The organism is Streptomyces sp. NPDC039423 (genome assembly GCF_055598725.1).
In genome coordinates this window covers 72,116-87,700 of the sequence record NZ_JBVKAH010000013.1, presented here as the reverse complement: position 1 = coordinate 87,700, position 15,585 = coordinate 72,116, and the positions used below count along the sequence as shown (strand labels likewise).

The following is a 15,585-nucleotide window of genomic DNA, read 5'->3' as shown; positions in this document are numbered from 1 at the left end:
CTCCCGAGAGGAGGCGCCGCCCCGGCCGCGTCACGTCAGGTGCGGCGCTGGTGTGCGTCGCGGAAGGGCCCGCCCCGGTCGTGTCCGCCCCGGCCGCGTCACGTCCGTACCGTCGCCGTCACGTCCCCGACCGGTGGCAGATGTACGCCAGGGTGCCCAGCAGCAGCCGGGCCTGGGGCGGGGCGCCCGCGTCGAGGCTCGGCGGGCGCAGCCAGCGGCAGGGGCCCAGGCCCCCGTGGTCCGAGGGAGGCGCCGTGATGTGGGCGCCCGGGCCCAGGCACCGCAGGTCCAGGTCGGCGTCGTCCCAGCCCATCCGGTACAGCAGCTCCGGCAGCTCCGCCGCCGCGCCGGGCGCCACGAAGAACTGGGCGCGGCCCGTCGGCGTCACGCACACCGGGCCCAGCGGGATACCCATCCGCTCCAGCCGGACCAGCGCCGGCCGGCCGGCCGCCTCGGCGACCTCCAGCACGTCGAACGCCCGGCCCACCGGCAGCATCAGCGCCGCGCCCGGGAACCCCGACCACACCTCGGTGACCGTGTCGAGCGTCGAGCCCGCCGGCACCTCGGGGGCGAACCCGAGCGGATGGGCGCCCGGGGCCGTACAGGCCGGGTCGCCGCAGGAGCACCGGCCGGACACCGCCCGGGCGCCCGGGACCACGTCCCAGCCCCACAGGCCGGTGTACTCCGCCACCACGGTGCACTCCGTGGCGCGGGCGCCGCGCCGCCGCGAGCCGGACAGGATGCGGGTGCCGCCGATCGTGAAGCCCATGTCCCCTCCAACGGTGGAACTCGCCGGTGGTTACGACGCGGAGCGCAACGGTGACGCTCCGTCGCCACCGTGCCCCGACGGGCGGTGCGCGGTGGTGCGCCGGGTGGTGCGGTCCATGGCGCGCGCCTCGCCGCACTACGGTCCGCCGACTCCCGATTGTCGTGGTGTCAAGTGAATCGCGCCTGGCGGCAGGGGAGTTCATTCGAAGGGGTGGCGAATGGTGGCGTTTACGGAAACGACCTCGCCGGACGGGTGATCGTAGGATTACTTTCAGTGCACGAACCTCCGGGGTGGCGTCCGCGCCGGTGGGTATGTCGGAGGCAAGCCGGTTCCCTGTTCGAAGGGTGCAACCTCCCGACGGGCGACCGCGGTTCACGGCATGCTGATAACGGGTTCGGGCAAGGGTGATTCGGCGGATGGGGGCTTTTCAGTGGGCGGCAGTGGCGCAGACGGGACGCATGCCGGGAAGCGCCCGAACGAGCGGCTGAGCTCGTGGTTCGTGCGCAGCGGCTGGTCGAAGGGCGAGCTCGCGCGTCAAGTGAACCGCCGGGCGCGCCAGATGGGCGCACACCACATCAGCACGGACACCTCCCGCGTACGGCGCTGGCTCGACGGCGAGCAGCCGCGCGAGCCGATCCCGCGGATCCTCTCCGAGCTGTTCTCCGAGCGGTTCGGGAGCGTCGTCGCGGTCGAGGACCTCGGTCTGCGCACCGCGCACCAGTCACCCTCGGTGTCCGGCGTCGACCTTCCCTGGGCCGGCCCCCAGACCGTGGCACTGCTCAGCGACTTCTCGCGCAGCGACCTGATGCTGGCCCGCCGGGGCTTCCTCGGCACCTCGCTCGCCCTGGCGGCCGGCCCGGCCCTGATCGAGCCCATGCAGCGCTGGCTCGTCCCCACCCCGGCCGCCGAACCCGCGCGCCCCGAGCAGGCCGCCCCGCGCCGCGGCACCCGGCTCTCCCGCGCCGAGCTGGACCTGCTGGAGTCCACCACGGTCATGTTCCGCCAGTGGGACGCCCAGTGCGGGGGCGGGCTGCGCCGCAAGGCGGTCGTCGGCCAGCTCCACGAGGTCACCGACCTGCTCCAGGAACCGCAGCCGTCCGCGACCGCGCAGCGCCTGTTCAAGTGCGCCGCCGAACTGGCCGAGCTGGCCGGCTGGATGAGTTACGACGTGGGCCTCCAGCCCACCGCCCAGAAGTACTTCGTGCTGGCCCTGCACGCCGCCAAGGAGGCCGGCGACAAGCCCCTGGGCTCGTACATCCTGTCCTCCATGAGCCGCCAGATGATCCACCTCGGCCGGCCCGACGACGCCCTGGAGCTCATCCACCTCGCCCAGTACGGCAGCCGTGACTGCGCCACCGCCCGCACCCAGGCCATGCTGTATGCGATGGAGGCCCGGGCGTACGCCAACATGGGCCAGCCCAGCAAGTGCAAGCGGGCCGTGCGCATGGCCGAGGACACCTTCGCCGACGCCGGCCTGGACGACGAGCCCGAGCCCGACTGGATCCACTTCTTCTCCGAGGCCGAGCTGAACGGGGAGAACGCCCACTCCTACCGCGACCTCGCCTATGTGGCCGGCCGCAGCCCCACGTACGCCTCACTCGCGGAACCCGTGATGCAGCGGGCCGTGGACCTCTTCGCCAAGGACGAGGACCACCAGCGGTCGTACGCGCTCAACCTGGTCGGCATGGCCACCGTGCACCTGCTCAAGCGGGAGCCGGAGGAGGCCACCAAGCTGGCCGAGTCCGCCCTGGGCGTCGCCCGGCGGATCCGCTCCGAGCGGGTGAACACCCGGCTGCGCAAGACCGTCGACACCGCCGCCCGCGACTTCGGCGACGTACCCGAGGTGGTCCGGCTCACCGACATCCTCACGGCCCAGCTCCCCGAGACCGCCGAAGCGGTCTGATCCGGCCACACCGCCGGACCACCGCCACCGCCACACCGCAGGACCACCGCCACACCGCCACCGTCACCGCCCCGGACCACCGCCACACCGCCACCGTCACCGCCCCGGACCACCGCCACACCGCCAGACCCCGGCCGCGACCGTCACCCCGTACAGCCCGACTCGGCTCCCCCATTGCCAGGTCAGCAGGGTGACTGTCGCGGCCGGTCCCGTGTCGTGCGCGAGGGTACGCCCGTTACTTCCTCGTGACCCGGCGGTTCATAGCGGCGTAACACACCGGCCCTCTTCGTCACTGCGGCGAAACATCGTGCGGCATCGACGGAAACCGCGCTGCGCGAATCTCTGGCTCATAACCGGCCACCCCTCATAGCCGCGCAAGCCCGGCTCCGCCCCGCACAGGCCGTACCGACGACGAGGAGACGCCGATGCCCCCAGGCATCACGACCCTTGCCGCAGACACACCCACGCTGTCTGCCGCCAACACCGGGTTCATGCTCATTTGCTCCGCCCTGGTGATGCTGATGACACCGGCCCTCGCCTTCTTCTACGGAGGCATGGTCCGCGTCAAATCCACCCTCAACATGCTGATGATGAGCTTCATCAGCCTCGGGATCGTCACGATCCTGTGGGTGCTCTACGGCTTCAGCATCGCCTTCGGCACCGACTCGGGCTCCGTCGTCGGATGGTCGTCCGACTACGTCGGGCTCAGTGGCATCGGGATCACCGAGCTGTGGGACGGCTACACCATCCCGGTGTACGTCTTCGCCGTCTTCCAGCTCATGTTCGCGATCATCACCCCCGCGCTGATCAGCGGCGCCCTCGCCGACCGCGTGAAGTTCACCGCCTGGGCGCTGTTCATCACCCTGTGGGTCACCGTCGTCTACTTCCCCGTCGCCCACTGGGTGTGGGGCACCGGCGGCTGGCTCTTCGAGATGGGCGTCATCGACTTCGCGGGCGGCACCGCCGTCCACATCAACGCCGGCGCCGCGGCGCTGGGCGTCATCCTGGTCATCGGCAAGCGCGTCGGCTTCAAGAAGGACCCGATGCGCCCGCACAGCCTGCCGCTGGTCATGCTCGGCGCCGGCCTGCTGTGGTTCGGCTGGTTCGGCTTCAACGCCGGCTCCTGGCTCGGCAACGACGACGGCGTCGGTGCGGTGATGTTCGTCAACACCCAGGTGGCCACCGCCGCCGCCATGCTGGCCTGGCTCGCGTACGAGAAGATCCGCCACGGCGCCTTCACCACCCTGGGTGCCGCCTCCGGCGCGGTCGCCGGCCTCGTCGCCATCACCCCCGCCGGCGGCTCCTGCTCGCCGCTCGGCGCGATCGCCATCGGCGCGATCGCCGGTCTGCTCTGCGCCATGGCCGTCGGCCTGAAGTACCGGTTCGGCTACGACGACTCCCTCGACGTGATCGGCGTCCACCTGGTCGGCGGTGTGGTCGGCTCCCTGCTCGTCGGCTTCTTCGCCACCGGCGGTGTCCAGTCCGACGCCAAGGGCCTCTTCTACGGCGGCGGCCTGGAGCAGCTCGGCAAGCAGGCCACCGGGGTCTTCGCGGTCCTCGCCTACTCCCTGGCCGTCTCCGCGCTCCTCGCCTTCGTCATCGACAAGGTGATGGGCATGCGCGTCAGCGAGGACGACGAGGTCCGGGGCATCGACCAGGCCGAGCACGCCGAGACCGCGTACGACTTCAGCGGAGCGGGCGGCGGCGCCGGATCGCGCAAGGCCGTACCGACCGGGGCGGAGACCGGGGCAGCAGCTCAGCAGCGGAACAAGAAGGTGGACGCATGAAGCTCATCACCGCGGTCGTCAAGCCGCACCGGCTGGACGAGATCAAGGAGGCCCTCCAGGCCTTCGGCATCCAGGGCCTGACCGTCACCGAGGCCAGCGGCTACGGACGCCAGCGCGGCCACACCGAGGTCTACCGGGGCGCCGAGTACACCGTCGACCTCGTCCCCAAGATCCGCATCGAGGTGCTGGTCGAGGACGAGGACGCCGAACAGCTCATCGACGTGGTGGTGAAGGCGGCCCGGACCGGCAAGATCGGTGACGGGAAGGTGTGGAGCGTCCCCGTCGAGACCGCCGTACGCGTCCGCACCGGCGAACGCGGACCCGACGCACTGTAAAGGAGCCCTTGGGTGACGAGTACCGATGTGACCGGCGACGACTCGGGACCCAGCGGCTACGCGGCGGCCCGGCTGCGACTCCTCACGGAGGAGACGCGGTCCGGGCCGCCGCGCCGCGCCGCCCTCGCGCGGCTCACCGACGACTGGCTGAGCGCCCTCCACGCGGCCGCCGCCCCGCCCCGGGGCACCGCCCTGGTCGCCGTCGGCGGCTACGGCCGCGGCGAACTCTCCCCCCGCAGCGACCTCGACCTGCTCCTCCTCCACGACGGCAGCGCCGACCCCGCCACCGTCGCGGCCCTCGCCGACCGCATCTGGTACCCGGTCTGGGACCTCGGCCTGGCCCTCGACCACTCCGTCCGCACCCCCGCCGAGGCGCGCAAGGCCGCCGCCGAGGACCTCAGGGTCCAGCTCGGCCTGCTCGACGCCCGCGCCGTCGCCGGCGACCACGGACTGGTCGCCGGATTGCGTACGACCGTCCTCGCCGACTGGCGCAACCAGGCCCCCAAGCGGCTGCCCGAACTCGACGCACTGTGCCGCGAGCGCGCCGAACGCCAGGGCGAGCTCCAGTTCCTCCTCGAACCCGACCTCAAGGAGGCCCGCGGCGGCCTGCGCGACGCCACCGCCCTCCGCGCGGTCGCCGCCTCCTGGCTCGCCGACGCCCCGCGCGAAGGGCTCGCCGACGCGCGCCGCACCCTGCTCGACACCCGCGACGCGCTCCACCTCGTCACCGGGCGGGCCACCGACCGCCTCGCCCTCCAGGAGCAGGACCAGGTGGCCGGCGCCCTCGGCGTCCTGGACGCCGACGTTCTGCTCCGCCAGGTGTACGAGGCCGCCCGCACCATCTCGTACGCCGGTGACGTCACCTGGCGCGAGGTGAACCGCGTGCTGCGCGCCCGGTCCGTACGCCCCCGGCTGCGGAAGATGCTGGGCGGCAAACCGCCCATCGAGCGCACCCCGCTCGCCGAGGGCGTCGTCGAGATGGACGGCGAGGTCGTCCTCGCCCGTACCGCCCGGCCCGAACGCGACCCGGTCCTCCCGCTGCGCGCCGCCGCCGCGGCCGCCCAGTCCGCCCTGCCGCTGTCGCCGTACGCCGTACGCCTACTGGCCGCCACCGCCAAGCCGCTGCCCGAGCCCTGGCCGGCCGACGCCCGCGAGCAGCTCGTCACCCTCCTCGGCGCGGGCGAGTCCACCGTCCCGGTCTGGGAGGCGCTGGAGGCCGGGGGCCTGGTCAGCCGTCTCGTCCCGGACTGGGAGCGCGTCCGCTGCCGCCCGCAGCGCAACCCGGTGCACACCTGGACCGTCGACCGCCACCTGGTGGAGACCGCCGTACGCGCCTCCGCGCTCACCCGCCGCGTCGGCCGCCCCGACCTCCTCCTGGTCGCCGCGCTCCTGCACGACATCGGCAAGGGCTGGCCCGGCGACCACTCGGTGGCGGGCGAGACCATCGCCCGGGACGTGGCCGGCCGGATCGGCTTCGACGCCGCCGACGCGGCCGTGCTCGCCACCCTCGTACGCCACCACCTCCTGCTCGTGGACACCGCCACCCGCCGCGACCTGGACGACCCGGCGACCATCCGGTCCGTCGCCGCCGCCGTCGGCTCCCCCTCGACCCTGGAGCTGCTGCACGCCCTCACCGAGGCCGACGCCCTGGCCACCGGCCCCGCCGCCTGGTCCTCCTGGCGCGCCTCGCTCGTCGCCGACCTGGTCAAACGGGTCGCGGGCGTCCTCGCGGGCGAGACCCCGCCCGCACCGGAGCCCCCGGCACCCGGCGCCGAGGAGGAACGTCTCGCCGTCGAGGCCCTCCGCACCGGGGAGCCCGTGCTCACCCTGCACGCCGAGCACCCGTCCGACACCACGGAGCCCGAACCGGTCGGCGTCGAGCTCCTCATCGCCCTGCCCGACCAGCCGGGCGTCCTGCCCGCCGTCGCCGGGGTGCTCGCCCTGCACCGCCTCACCGTCCGCTCCGCCGACCTCCGCGCCATCGACCTGCCCACCGAGCTGGGCCCGGCCGCCGTCCTGGTCCTGAACTGGCGTGTCGCCGCCGAGTACGGGTCCCTCCCGCAGGCCACCCGGCTGCGCGCCGACCTCGTGCGCGTCCTCGACGGCTCCCTGGACGTCACCGCCCGGCTGGCCGAGCGCGAGGCGGCCTACCCGCGCCGCCGCGGGGTCGCCGCCCCGCCGCCGCGGGTCACCGTCGCGGCGGCCGGCTCCACGCTGGCCACGGTCATCGAGGTCCGCGCCCACGACGCCCCCGGCCTGCTGTACCGCATCGGCCACGCCCTGGAGACGGCCGCCGTGCGCGTGCGCAGCGCCCACGTCTCGACCCTGGGCGCCAACGCGGTCGACGCGTTCTACGTCACGGACGCGGCCGGCGCCCCGCTCCCCGCCGCGGAGGCCTCCGAGGTGGCCCGCGGCCTGGAGGCCGACCTGCGCGACCGGTAGCCCGGGGGTCCGCTTCCGGGCGGGGCTGATGCTCAGCCGCGCGGGGCGGATACCCTGGGGGACGACCATCCGCCTTTCCCCCAGTTCTCGGCTCCGCTCGAACCGGGGGGACCCGCCACCGACACCCGAGGATCCGCGACCACCGTGTTCGATACCCTCTCCGACCGCCTTGCAGCGACATTCAAGAACCTCCGGGGCAAGGGGCGCCTGTCCGAGGCGGACATCGACGCCACCGCCCGCGAGATCCGTATCGCACTGCTGGAAGCCGACGTGGCGCTGCCCGTCGTGCGGTCCTTCATCAAGCAGGTCAAGGAGCGGGCGCTCGGGGCCGAGGTCTCCCAGGCGCTGAACCCCGCCCAGCAGGTCATCAAGATCGTCAACGAGGAGCTCGTCGGCATCCTCGGCGGCGAGACCCGCCGGCTGCGGTTCGCCAAGACCGCCCCGACCGTGATCATGCTCGCCGGTCTCCAGGGTGCCGGTAAGACCACCCTCGCCGGCAAGCTCGGCCTCTGGCTCAAGGGCCAGGGCCACTCGCCGCTGCTCGTCGCCTGTGACCTCCAGCGCCCCAACGCCGTCAACCAGCTCTCGGTCGTCGCCGAGCGCGCCGGGGTCGGCGTCTACGCGCCGGAGCCGGGCAACGGCGTCGGGGACCCGGTGCAGGTCGCCAAGGACTCCGTCGAGTACGCCCGCACCAAGCAGTACGACATCGTCATCGTCGACACCGCCGGCCGCCTCGGCATCGACCAGGAGCTGATGCGGCAGGCCGCGGACATCCGCGACGCCGTCAACCCGGACGAGGTCCTCTTCGTCGTCGACGCCATGATCGGTCAGGACGCGGTCAACACGGCCGAGGCCTTCCGGGACGGCGTCGGCTTCGACGGCGTGGTGCTCTCCAAGCTCGACGGCGACGCCCGCGGTGGTGCCGCGCTCTCCATCGCGCACGTCACCGGCCGCCAGATCATGTTCGCCTCCAACGGCGAGAAGCTGGACGAGTTCGACGCGTTCCACCCGGACCGCATGGCGTCCCGCATCCTCGGCATGGGCGACGTGCTCTCGCTCATCGAGAAGGCCGAGCAGACCTTCAGCCAGGAAGAGGCCGCCAAGATGGCCTCCAAGCTGGCGAGCAGCAAGGGCAAGGACTTCACCCTCGACGACTTCCTGGCCCAGATGGAGCAGGTCAGGAAGATGGGCTCCATCTCCAAGCTGCTCGGCATGCTCCCCGGCATGGCCCAGATGAAGGAGCAGATCAACAACATCGACGAGCGTGACGTGGACCGTACGGCCGCGATCATCAAGTCGATGACGCCCGCCGAGCGCCAGGACCCCACGATCATCAACGGCTCCCGCCGGGCGCGCATCGCCCGCGGTTCCGGCGTCGAGGTCAGCGCGGTCAAGTCGCTGGTCGAGCGGTTCTTCGACGCTCGCAAGATGATGTCGCGCATGGCCCAGGGCGGCGGCATGCCCGGCATGCCGGGCATCCCGGGCATGGGCGGCGGGCCGGGCCGGCAGAAGAAGCAGCAGAAGCAGGCCAAGGGCAAGCGCAAGAGCGGCAACCCGATGAAGCGGAAGGCCGAGGAGCAGGCCGAGGCCGCCCGCCGCGAGCAGGCCCAGCAGGGCGGGGCGTTCGGCCTTCCGGCCGGGCAGCCCGGCCAGGACTTCGAGCTCCCCGACGAGTTCAAGAAGTTCATGGGCTGACCAGCGGTCATGAAGGGCGTCCACCCGGGGGGTGGGCGCCCTTCGTCCGTTCCGGGGGCCCGGTCCGTTCCGGGCCCGGTCCGTCCGGCCTTCCCGGTCCGTCCGGGGGCTTTGGCCGTACGGTCTTCCCCGTCCGTCCGGGGACTCCGGCCGTCGGTCTTCCCCGTCCGTCCGGGGGCTTTGGCCGCCCGGTCTCCTCGCCGACCCGGCTCCCGTTGGTCCGTCCGGCGCACTGCCGGGCACCGGTGAGGGCCGGGCGATGTGTCCGCCATGCCGCTCGCGCCGGTAGCTCGCATCATGGCTCCGTGGCCAATTCCGTACCCCCGCGCGATCGCACCGACCAGCCCTGGCGCTCCGAAGGAGCACCGCCGCCGTCCCCGACGCGCCGCAAGACCCCCAACTGGGTCTGGCTGCTCCTCGCGGCCCTGGCCGTCTTCGGCCTGACCAATCTGGCCCTGTCCGTCTTCGGTGAGGGGGACGAGCGGAGCCTCTCCTACACCGAGTTCAGCCGGCAGGTGGCGGACGGGAACGTCACCAAGATCTACTCCAAGGGCGACGCCATCGAGGGCGAGCTCAAGAACAAGGAGCGCTTCACCACCCAGCGGCCCGCGTTCGCCGACGACGACCTCTGGGCCCAGCTGACGAAGCGGAAGGTCACCGTCACGGCCAAGCCGGTCGTCTCCAAGCCGAGCGTCCTGGCCAACCTGCTGTACTCGCTCGCCCCCATCCTGCTGCTGGTCGTGCTGTGGCTGCTCGTCGCCCGGCGGATGCGGGGCACCGGGCTCGGGGCCGGCGGCATGCTCGGCCGCAAGGCCCCGCCCAAGCCGGTCGAGCTGGAAGTGGGGCAGCGCACCACCTTCGCCGACGTCGCGGGGATCGACGAGGTGGCCGAGGAACTCAACGACGTCGTCGACTTCCTCCGCAACCCGCAGGCGTACCGCCGGATGGGCGCCAAGATGCCGCGCGGTGTGCTGCTGGCCGGCCCGCCCGGCACCGGCAAGACGCTGCTGGCGCGAGCGGTGGCGGGGGAGGCGGGCGTGCCGTTCTTCTCGGCCTCCGCCTCCGAGTTCATCGAGATGATCGTCGGCGTCGGCGCCTCCCGGGTGCGCGAGCTGTTCAACGAGGCCCGCAAGGTCGCCCCCGCGATCGTCTTCATCGACGAGATCGACACCATCGGCCGCGCCCGGGGCGGCGGCGCCGCCATGGGCGGGCACGACGAGCGGGAACAGACGCTGAACCAGATCCTCACCGAGATGGACGGCTTCTCCGGCTCCGAGGGCGTCATCGTCATCGCGGCCACCAACCGCGCCGACGTCCTGGACCCGGCGCTGACCCGGCCCGGCCGCTTCGACCGGATCGTGCACGTCAGCCCGCCCGACCGGGGCGGCCGCGAGGCCATCCTCCGTATCCACACCCGGGACATTCCGCTCTCCGGCGACGTGGACCTCGCCCAGGTGGCGCGCACCACCCCGGGCATGACCGGCGCCGAGCTGGCCAACCTCGCCAACGAGGCCGCGCTCCTCGCGGTCAAGCGCCGGCAGCACGAGGTCACCGCTCCGGACTTCTCGCACGCCTTGGAGAAGATCCAGCTCGGCGCCGAACGCTCCCTGGTCATGCCCCTGGAGGAACGCCGCCGCACCGCGTACCACGAGAGCGGCCACGCGCTGCTCGGCATGCTCCAGCCCGGCGCCGACCCGGTCCGCAAGGTGACCATCGTGCCGCGCGGGCGGGCCCTCGGCGTGACCCTTTCGACCCCGGACGCCGACAAGTACGCCTACACGGAGGAGTACCTGCGCGGCCGGATCATCGGGGCGCTCGGCGGCATGGCGGCCGAGCACATCGTCTTCGGCGTCGTCACCACCGGCTCGGAGAGCGACCTGGAGCAGGTCTCCAACATCGCGCGCGGCATGGCGGGCCGCTGGGGCATGAGCGAGCGGGTCGGCCGGCTCAGCGCCATCCCCGGCGACGCGCAGCAGGCGTACGGACTGTCGGCGGCGCCCGCGACGCTGGACCAGGTCGCCCACGAGATGCGCCGCATCGTGGACGAGTGCTACGAGAGCGCCTGCCGGCAACTGGAGGAGCACCGCCCCCGGCTGGACGCGCTGGCGGCGGCGCTCCTGGAGAACGAGACGCTGGAGGAGGAGGCGGCCTACCGGGCGGCGGGCATCTCCCGGCTCGCCAAGGAATGATCCCCGGCCCGCCCGGACGTCACCTGCCCGGACACCACGCCCGGCCGCCCGCCGGCGCCGCCGCCCGTCCGGACGTCAGCGTGTCCGGGCGACCAGGTAGCGGAACACGTTGGGCATCCACACGGTGCCGTCGTGGCGCACGTGCGGGTGGAGGGCCTCGGTGACCTCCTTCTCCACCGTCGCCTGGTCCGAGGCGGCCACCGCCGGGTCGAACAGGCCGGTCGAGAACAACCCGCGCACGGCGCTGTCCAGGTCCGCGTACCCGAAGGGGCACGCCACCCGTCCCGAGCCGTCCGGCCGCAGGCCCGCCCGCGCGGCCACCTCCTCCAGGTCGTCCCGGAGGGCCGGGCGCCAGGTCGCGCCCGTGCGCAGCCGTTCGGTCAGCCGGCTCGCCACCCGGAGCACCGCCGACGTGGCGCACCGCTCCGGCGGGCCCCAGCCCGCCAGCACCACCGCGCTGCCCCGCTCCGCCAGCGGCACGGCCTCCGCGAGCGCGGGTGCCAGCCCGTCGGAATCACCCTCGGCGCAGCCGATCGGCTGGAAGGCGGTGATGAGGTTGTACGCCGGACGGGCCGGGTCCGCGGCGTCCGAGGGCCCGCCGTACAGGAGCCGCGTCCCGCCGAGCCGGGACGAGCCCCGCGCGCTCCCCTCGGGGAGCAGCCGCTCACGTGCCAGGTCCACGCGTGCGTGGTCCGAGTCGACGCCCGTGACCTGCGCGCCGCGCGCCGCGGCCATCAGCAGGGCCAGGCCGGAACCGCATCCGAGACCGAGCAGCCGCGTGCCGGTACCGACCTCCAGATGCTCGTACACCGCTTCGTAGAGCGGAACCAGCATCCGTTCCTGGATCTCCGCCCAGTCGCGGGCACGGCCGGGCGCGTCCGAAGCCGGAGGGGCCGAGGCCGGGTGGGGGTGGTGCTGGACGAGCATAGGTGTCATCGAAAGCGCCCCAATCCGCCGAGAGGTCCTTCTGTGCGTCTGTGCCCTGATTGACAGCCCCCGTGTGCATGCGCTCGCACTCCCCGTAGCCAGGGAACTCCGCATCCGCCCCCAAGTCCAGGGGTGGGGGCGCAATGCTTGCGTGCCCCGGTCGTGCGCCCCCGAGTGCGGCGCGAGCCATCTCCCATAGTGGAGGCGGTCGGTGATTCCCGCCATGCCAGAACCGCGTCCCCGGCCCGACCACCCCCGCTGACCTGCGGCGACATCCCGAGTGTCGGGTCCGGCGCGGGGGCGGTGCAGCCCGGCGCGGACGGTCCCGGTACTGTCGCCCTGGACACTGGCGGGCCTCTCGTTCCGAGCGCCCCCCGCCCCGGTCGGCGACCGGCGCGCACGGCCTGTTCGCACGCCGGGGCGTACACGCCGCTACGTACCACCTTGTTGGGACCTGCGCGGCTTCTCCGCAGATCAGCGCACTGGCCCTCGTCCGGACGCATCAACGGCAACTGACGGGTACGTGCAAATTATTTGGGATGCCCCGGAATGGAACCCGCGGGCCCTCCGGCTCGTTGTTCACGACGTGAGCACGACACCACCTGTTCTCGCCGCAGAGCTGGCACAGGCGTGGGCCGACATTCAGCGGCACCACCCCGAACTGCCCGATCTCGCCGCGCCCGAATCCCTGATCGGAGAGTCGTCGTCCGCGTGTGGCGCCGAGCTCTCCTTCGAGCGACTGCTCCACGAGGCAGTCCACGGCATCGCCGCCGCGCGAGGCGTCCGGGACACCTCGCGCGCCGGCCGCTACCACAACCGCAGATTCCTGGCGATCGCCGAGGAGATGGGCCTGGACCACTCCGAGGAGCCGCACCCCAGCAGCGGCTTCTCGCTGGTCACGCTCAGCCCCGAGGCAAAGCGCAGGTACCGCCCGACCATCGAGCGGCTCCAGCGCGCCCTCAAGGCCCACACGGTCGCCACGGCGGCCGACACCAAGCGCTCCTTCCGCGGGCCGGCCGCCCGGCACGGCTCCTCCGGCGGCGGCGTACGGGTCAAGGCCGTGTGCGACTGCGGCCGCAATGTACGGGTCGTGCCCTCGGTCCTCGCGCAGGCGCCCATCGTGTGCGGCGGCTGCGGGAAGCCCTTCCGCATCCCGGAAGTCGTGGGCGCGGCAGGCTGACCCGGCGTGGTGTGGCACAATGGCTAGCTGTACTCGACAGTCGAACAGGACCCCTCTCTCCTCCGGCTGACGCGTCCATCGGGCACTCGAGTACCGCAACCCCACGCGGCATCTCGTTGTGCCCAACCACGTCAAGACCAGGAGACACCACACCCGTGGCAGTCAAGATCAAGCTGAAGCGTCTGGGCAAGATCCGTTCGCCTCACTACCGCATCGTCGTCGCCGACTCCCGTACCCGCCGTGACGGCCGGGCCATCGAGGAGATCGGCCTGTACCACCCGGTGCAGAACCCGTCGCGCATCGAGGTCGACTCGGAGCGTGCGCAGTACTGGCTGTCCGTCGGCGCCCAGCCGACCGAGCCGGTCCTCGCGATCCTGAAGCTCACCGGCGACTGGCAGAAGGTGAAGGGCCTCCCGGCCCCGGAGAAGCCGCTGCTCGCCCCGGCGGCCAAGGAAGACAAGCGCGCCTCCTTCGACGCCTTCGCCAAGGCGCTCGAGGGCGACGACGCCAAGGGTGAGGCCATCACCCCGAAGGCGAAGAAGGCCGACAAGAAGGCGGACGAGGCCGAGGCCGCGTCCACCGAGTCGACCGAGGCCTGAGCATGCTCGAGGAGGCTCTCGAGCACCTCGTGAAGGGCATCGTCGACAACCCCGACGACGTGCAGGTCGCCTCGCGCAACCTGCGCAGGGGGCGCGTGCTGGAGGTCCGGGTCCACCCGGACGACCTCGGCAAGGTGATCGGCCGCAACGGCCGCACCGCCCGCGCCCTTCGCACCGTCGTGGGCGCCATCGGCGGCCGTGGCATCCGCGTCGACCTCGTCGACGTGGACCAGGTCCACTGAGCAAGTCGGCAGTTTTACCGTGAATCCGGCCCGGGCCGGGGAGGGCTACGGCCCACCCCGGCCCGTCGTCGTAGGACAGGAGAGATGAAGACGTGCAGCTGGTAGTCGCACGGATCGGCCGCGCGCACGGCATCAAGGGCGAGGTCACCGTCGAGGTGCGTACCGACGAGCCCGAGCTGCGGCTCGGGCCCGGTGCCGTGCTGGCCACGGACCCCGCCTCCGCCGGGCCGCTGACCATCGAGACCGGCCGGGTCCACAGCGGCCGGCTGCTGCTGCGCTTCGAGGGCGTACGGGACCGCAACGCCGCCGAGGCGCTGCGCAACACCCTGCTCATCGCCGACGTCGACCCGGACGAGCGTCCGGAGGAGCCCGACGAGTACTACGACCACCAGTTGATGGATCTGGACGTCGTCCTCGCCGACGGCACCGAGGTCGGCCGGATCACCGAGATCTCGCACCTGCCCTCGCAGGACCTCTTCGTGGTGGAACGGCCCGACGGCAGCGAGGTCATGATCCCCTTCGTCGAGGAGATCGTCGCCGAGATCGACCTGGACGCGCAGAAGGCCGTCATCACCCCGCCGCCGGGCCTCATCGACGACCGCGCCGAGATCGCCTCGACCAGGGACGCGGAGGACGAGGGCTGATGCGGCTCGACGTCGTCACCATCTTCCCCGAGTACCTGGAACCGCTGAACGTCTCCCTCGTCGGCAAGGCACGCGCGCGCGGCCGGCTCGACGTCCATGTGCACGACCTCCGCGAGTGGACCTACGACCGGCACAACACGGTCGACGACACCCCGTACGGCGGCGGCCCGGGCATGGTCATGAAGACCGACCCCTGGGGCGACGCCCTGGACGACGTCCTCGCCTCCGGCTACGAGGCCGGCGCGCACGGACCGGTGCTGGTCGTCCCCACCCCCAGCGGGCGGCCCTTCACCCAGGAGGTCGCCGTGGAGCTGTCCCGGTGCCCCTGGCTGGTCTTCACCCCGGCCCGGTACGAGGGCATCGACCGCCGCGTCATGGACGAGTACGCCACCCGGATGCCCGTCCACGAGGTGTCCATCGGCGACTACGTGCTCGCCGGCGGGGAGGCCGCCGTCCTGGTGGTCACCGAGGCCGTGGCGCGCCTGCTGCCCGGCGTCCTCGGCAACGCCGAGTCCCACCGCGACGACTCCTTCGCGCCCGGCGCGATGGCGAACCTGCTGGAGGGCCCCGTCTATACCAAGCCGCCCGAGTGGCGCGGGCGCGGCATCCCCGACGTGCTGCTCAGCGGTCACCACGGGAAGATCGCCCGCTGGCGGAGGGACGAGGCACTGCGGCGCACCGCCCGCAGCAGGCCCGACCTGATCGAGCGCTGCGACGCCTCGGCCTTCGACAAGAAGGACCGCGAAACCCTCTCGATGCTGGGCTGGGCCCCGGAGCCGGACGGCCGATTTTGGCGCAGGCCCCCGGCCGTGGAAGAATAGGCCGCTGCTGTACGTCCGGCGTGCGCCCCTGCCACAGGGGGACACGACGCCC

At 72.7% G+C, this 15,585-nt stretch carries 13 protein-coding genes; 11 read left to right on the top strand and 2 right to left on the bottom strand.

Annotated elements, in window-relative coordinates:
• Positions 1-118 precede the first annotated feature (118 nt).
• The gene (locus ACZ7LK_RS30240) at positions 119-769 is read right to left on the bottom strand and encodes a bifunctional DNA primase/polymerase (protein ID WP_392277045.1); all 651 of its coding nucleotides are present in this window, start codon (positions 767-769) and stop codon (positions 119-121) included.
• Between the two features lie 430 nt (positions 770-1,199).
• Here ACZ7LK_RS30240 and nsdA point away from each other — a divergent pair, with 430 nt between their 5' ends.
• The 6 genes from nsdA (at position 1,200) to ftsH (ending at position 11,120) form a co-directional block, all read left to right on the top strand.
• Positions 1,200-2,672: a transcriptional repressor NsdA gene (nsdA, locus tag ACZ7LK_RS30235; protein ID WP_392277046.1), complete on the top strand. Its 1,473-nt coding sequence runs from the start codon at positions 1,200-1,202 to the stop codon at positions 2,670-2,672.
• Between the two features lie 425 nt (positions 2,673-3,097).
• Positions 3,098-4,459, top strand: a complete 1,362-nt coding sequence (locus ACZ7LK_RS30230; RefSeq protein ID WP_392277047.1) for an ammonium transporter — start codon at positions 3,098-3,100, stop codon at positions 4,457-4,459.
• Positions 4,456-4,794 carry a P-II family nitrogen regulator gene (locus tag ACZ7LK_RS30225; RefSeq protein ID WP_037689863.1) on the top strand — a complete coding sequence of 113 codons (339 nt, stop codon included), beginning with the start codon at positions 4,456-4,458 and terminating at the stop codon, positions 4,792-4,794. The genes ACZ7LK_RS30230 and ACZ7LK_RS30225 overlap by 4 nt, the downstream gene beginning before the upstream one ends.
• A 12-nt stretch (positions 4,795-4,806) precedes the next feature.
• Positions 4,807-7,236, top strand: coding sequence for a [protein-PII] uridylyltransferase (locus ACZ7LK_RS30220; RefSeq protein WP_392277048.1), 2,430 nt, complete (start codon positions 4,807-4,809; stop codon positions 7,234-7,236).
• 144 nt (positions 7,237-7,380) lie between these two features.
• Positions 7,381-8,931: a signal recognition particle protein gene (ffh, locus tag ACZ7LK_RS30215; RefSeq protein WP_469464496.1), complete on the top strand. Its 1,551-nt coding sequence runs from the start codon at positions 7,381-7,383 to the stop codon at positions 8,929-8,931.
• A gap of 305 nt (positions 8,932-9,236) precedes the next feature.
• The gene (gene ftsH / locus ACZ7LK_RS30210; RefSeq protein WP_392277050.1) at positions 9,237-11,120 is read left to right on the top strand and encodes an ATP-dependent zinc metalloprotease FtsH; all 1,884 of its coding nucleotides are present in this window, start codon (positions 9,237-9,239) and stop codon (positions 11,118-11,120) included.
• A gap of 75 nt (positions 11,121-11,195) precedes the next feature.
• Here the strand turns inward: ftsH and ACZ7LK_RS30205 are convergent, their stop codons facing one another.
• Positions 11,196-12,056 (bottom strand): methyltransferase domain-containing protein, encoded by an 861-nt coding sequence (locus tag ACZ7LK_RS30205; RefSeq protein ID WP_392277051.1) that lies wholly within the window; start codon positions 12,054-12,056, stop codon positions 11,196-11,198.
• 577 nt (positions 12,057-12,633) lie between these two features.
• Between ACZ7LK_RS30205 and ACZ7LK_RS30200 the strand changes: the two genes are divergently transcribed.
• The 5 genes from ACZ7LK_RS30200 to trmD all read left to right on the top strand — a co-directional run bounded on the left by ACZ7LK_RS30200 (position 12,634) and on the right by trmD (position 15,533).
• Positions 12,634-13,227, top strand: coding sequence for a hypothetical protein (locus ACZ7LK_RS30200; RefSeq protein WP_471144459.1), 594 nt, complete (start codon positions 12,634-12,636; stop codon positions 13,225-13,227).
• A gap of 155 nt (positions 13,228-13,382) precedes the next feature.
• Positions 13,383-13,826, top strand: coding sequence for a 30S ribosomal protein S16 (gene rpsP / locus ACZ7LK_RS30195; RefSeq protein WP_359855716.1), 444 nt, complete (start codon positions 13,383-13,385; stop codon positions 13,824-13,826).
• A 2-nt stretch (positions 13,827-13,828) separates the two neighbouring features.
• Positions 13,829-14,068, top strand: a complete 240-nt coding sequence (locus ACZ7LK_RS30190; protein WP_018850017.1) for an RNA-binding protein — start codon at positions 13,829-13,831, stop codon at positions 14,066-14,068.
• A 92-nt stretch (positions 14,069-14,160) separates the two neighbouring features.
• Positions 14,161-14,712, top strand: a complete 552-nt coding sequence (rimM, locus tag ACZ7LK_RS30185) for a ribosome maturation factor RimM (protein WP_392277054.1) — start codon at positions 14,161-14,163, stop codon at positions 14,710-14,712.
• Entirely contained in the window at positions 14,712-15,533 is an 822-nt protein-coding gene (gene trmD / locus ACZ7LK_RS30180; protein ID WP_471144456.1) for a tRNA (guanosine(37)-N1)-methyltransferase TrmD, read from the top strand. The genes rimM and trmD overlap by 1 nt, the downstream gene beginning before the upstream one ends.
• Positions 15,534-15,585 lie beyond the last annotated feature (52 nt).

Excerpts from the sequence above, each read along its gene's own strand:
- ACZ7LK_RS30190 (WP_018850017.1), top strand. The coding sequence starts at position 13,829 with ATGCTCGAGGAGGCTCTCGAGCACCTCGTGAAGGGCATCGTCGACAAC.
- ACZ7LK_RS30240 (WP_392277045.1), bottom strand. The coding sequence starts at position 769 with ATGGGCTTCACGATCGGCGGCACCCGCATCCTGTCCGGCTCGCGGCGG.
- ACZ7LK_RS30205 (WP_392277051.1), bottom strand. The coding sequence starts at position 12,056 with ATGACACCTATGCTCGTCCAGCACCACCCCCACCCGGCCTCGGCCCCT.
- trmD (WP_471144456.1), top strand. The coding sequence starts at position 14,712 with ATGCGGCTCGACGTCGTCACCATCTTCCCCGAGTACCTGGAACCGCTG.
- ACZ7LK_RS30230 (WP_392277047.1), top strand. The coding sequence starts at position 3,098 with ATGCCCCCAGGCATCACGACCCTTGCCGCAGACACACCCACGCTGTCT.
- ACZ7LK_RS30225 (WP_037689863.1), top strand. The coding sequence starts at position 4,456 with ATGAAGCTCATCACCGCGGTCGTCAAGCCGCACCGGCTGGACGAGATC.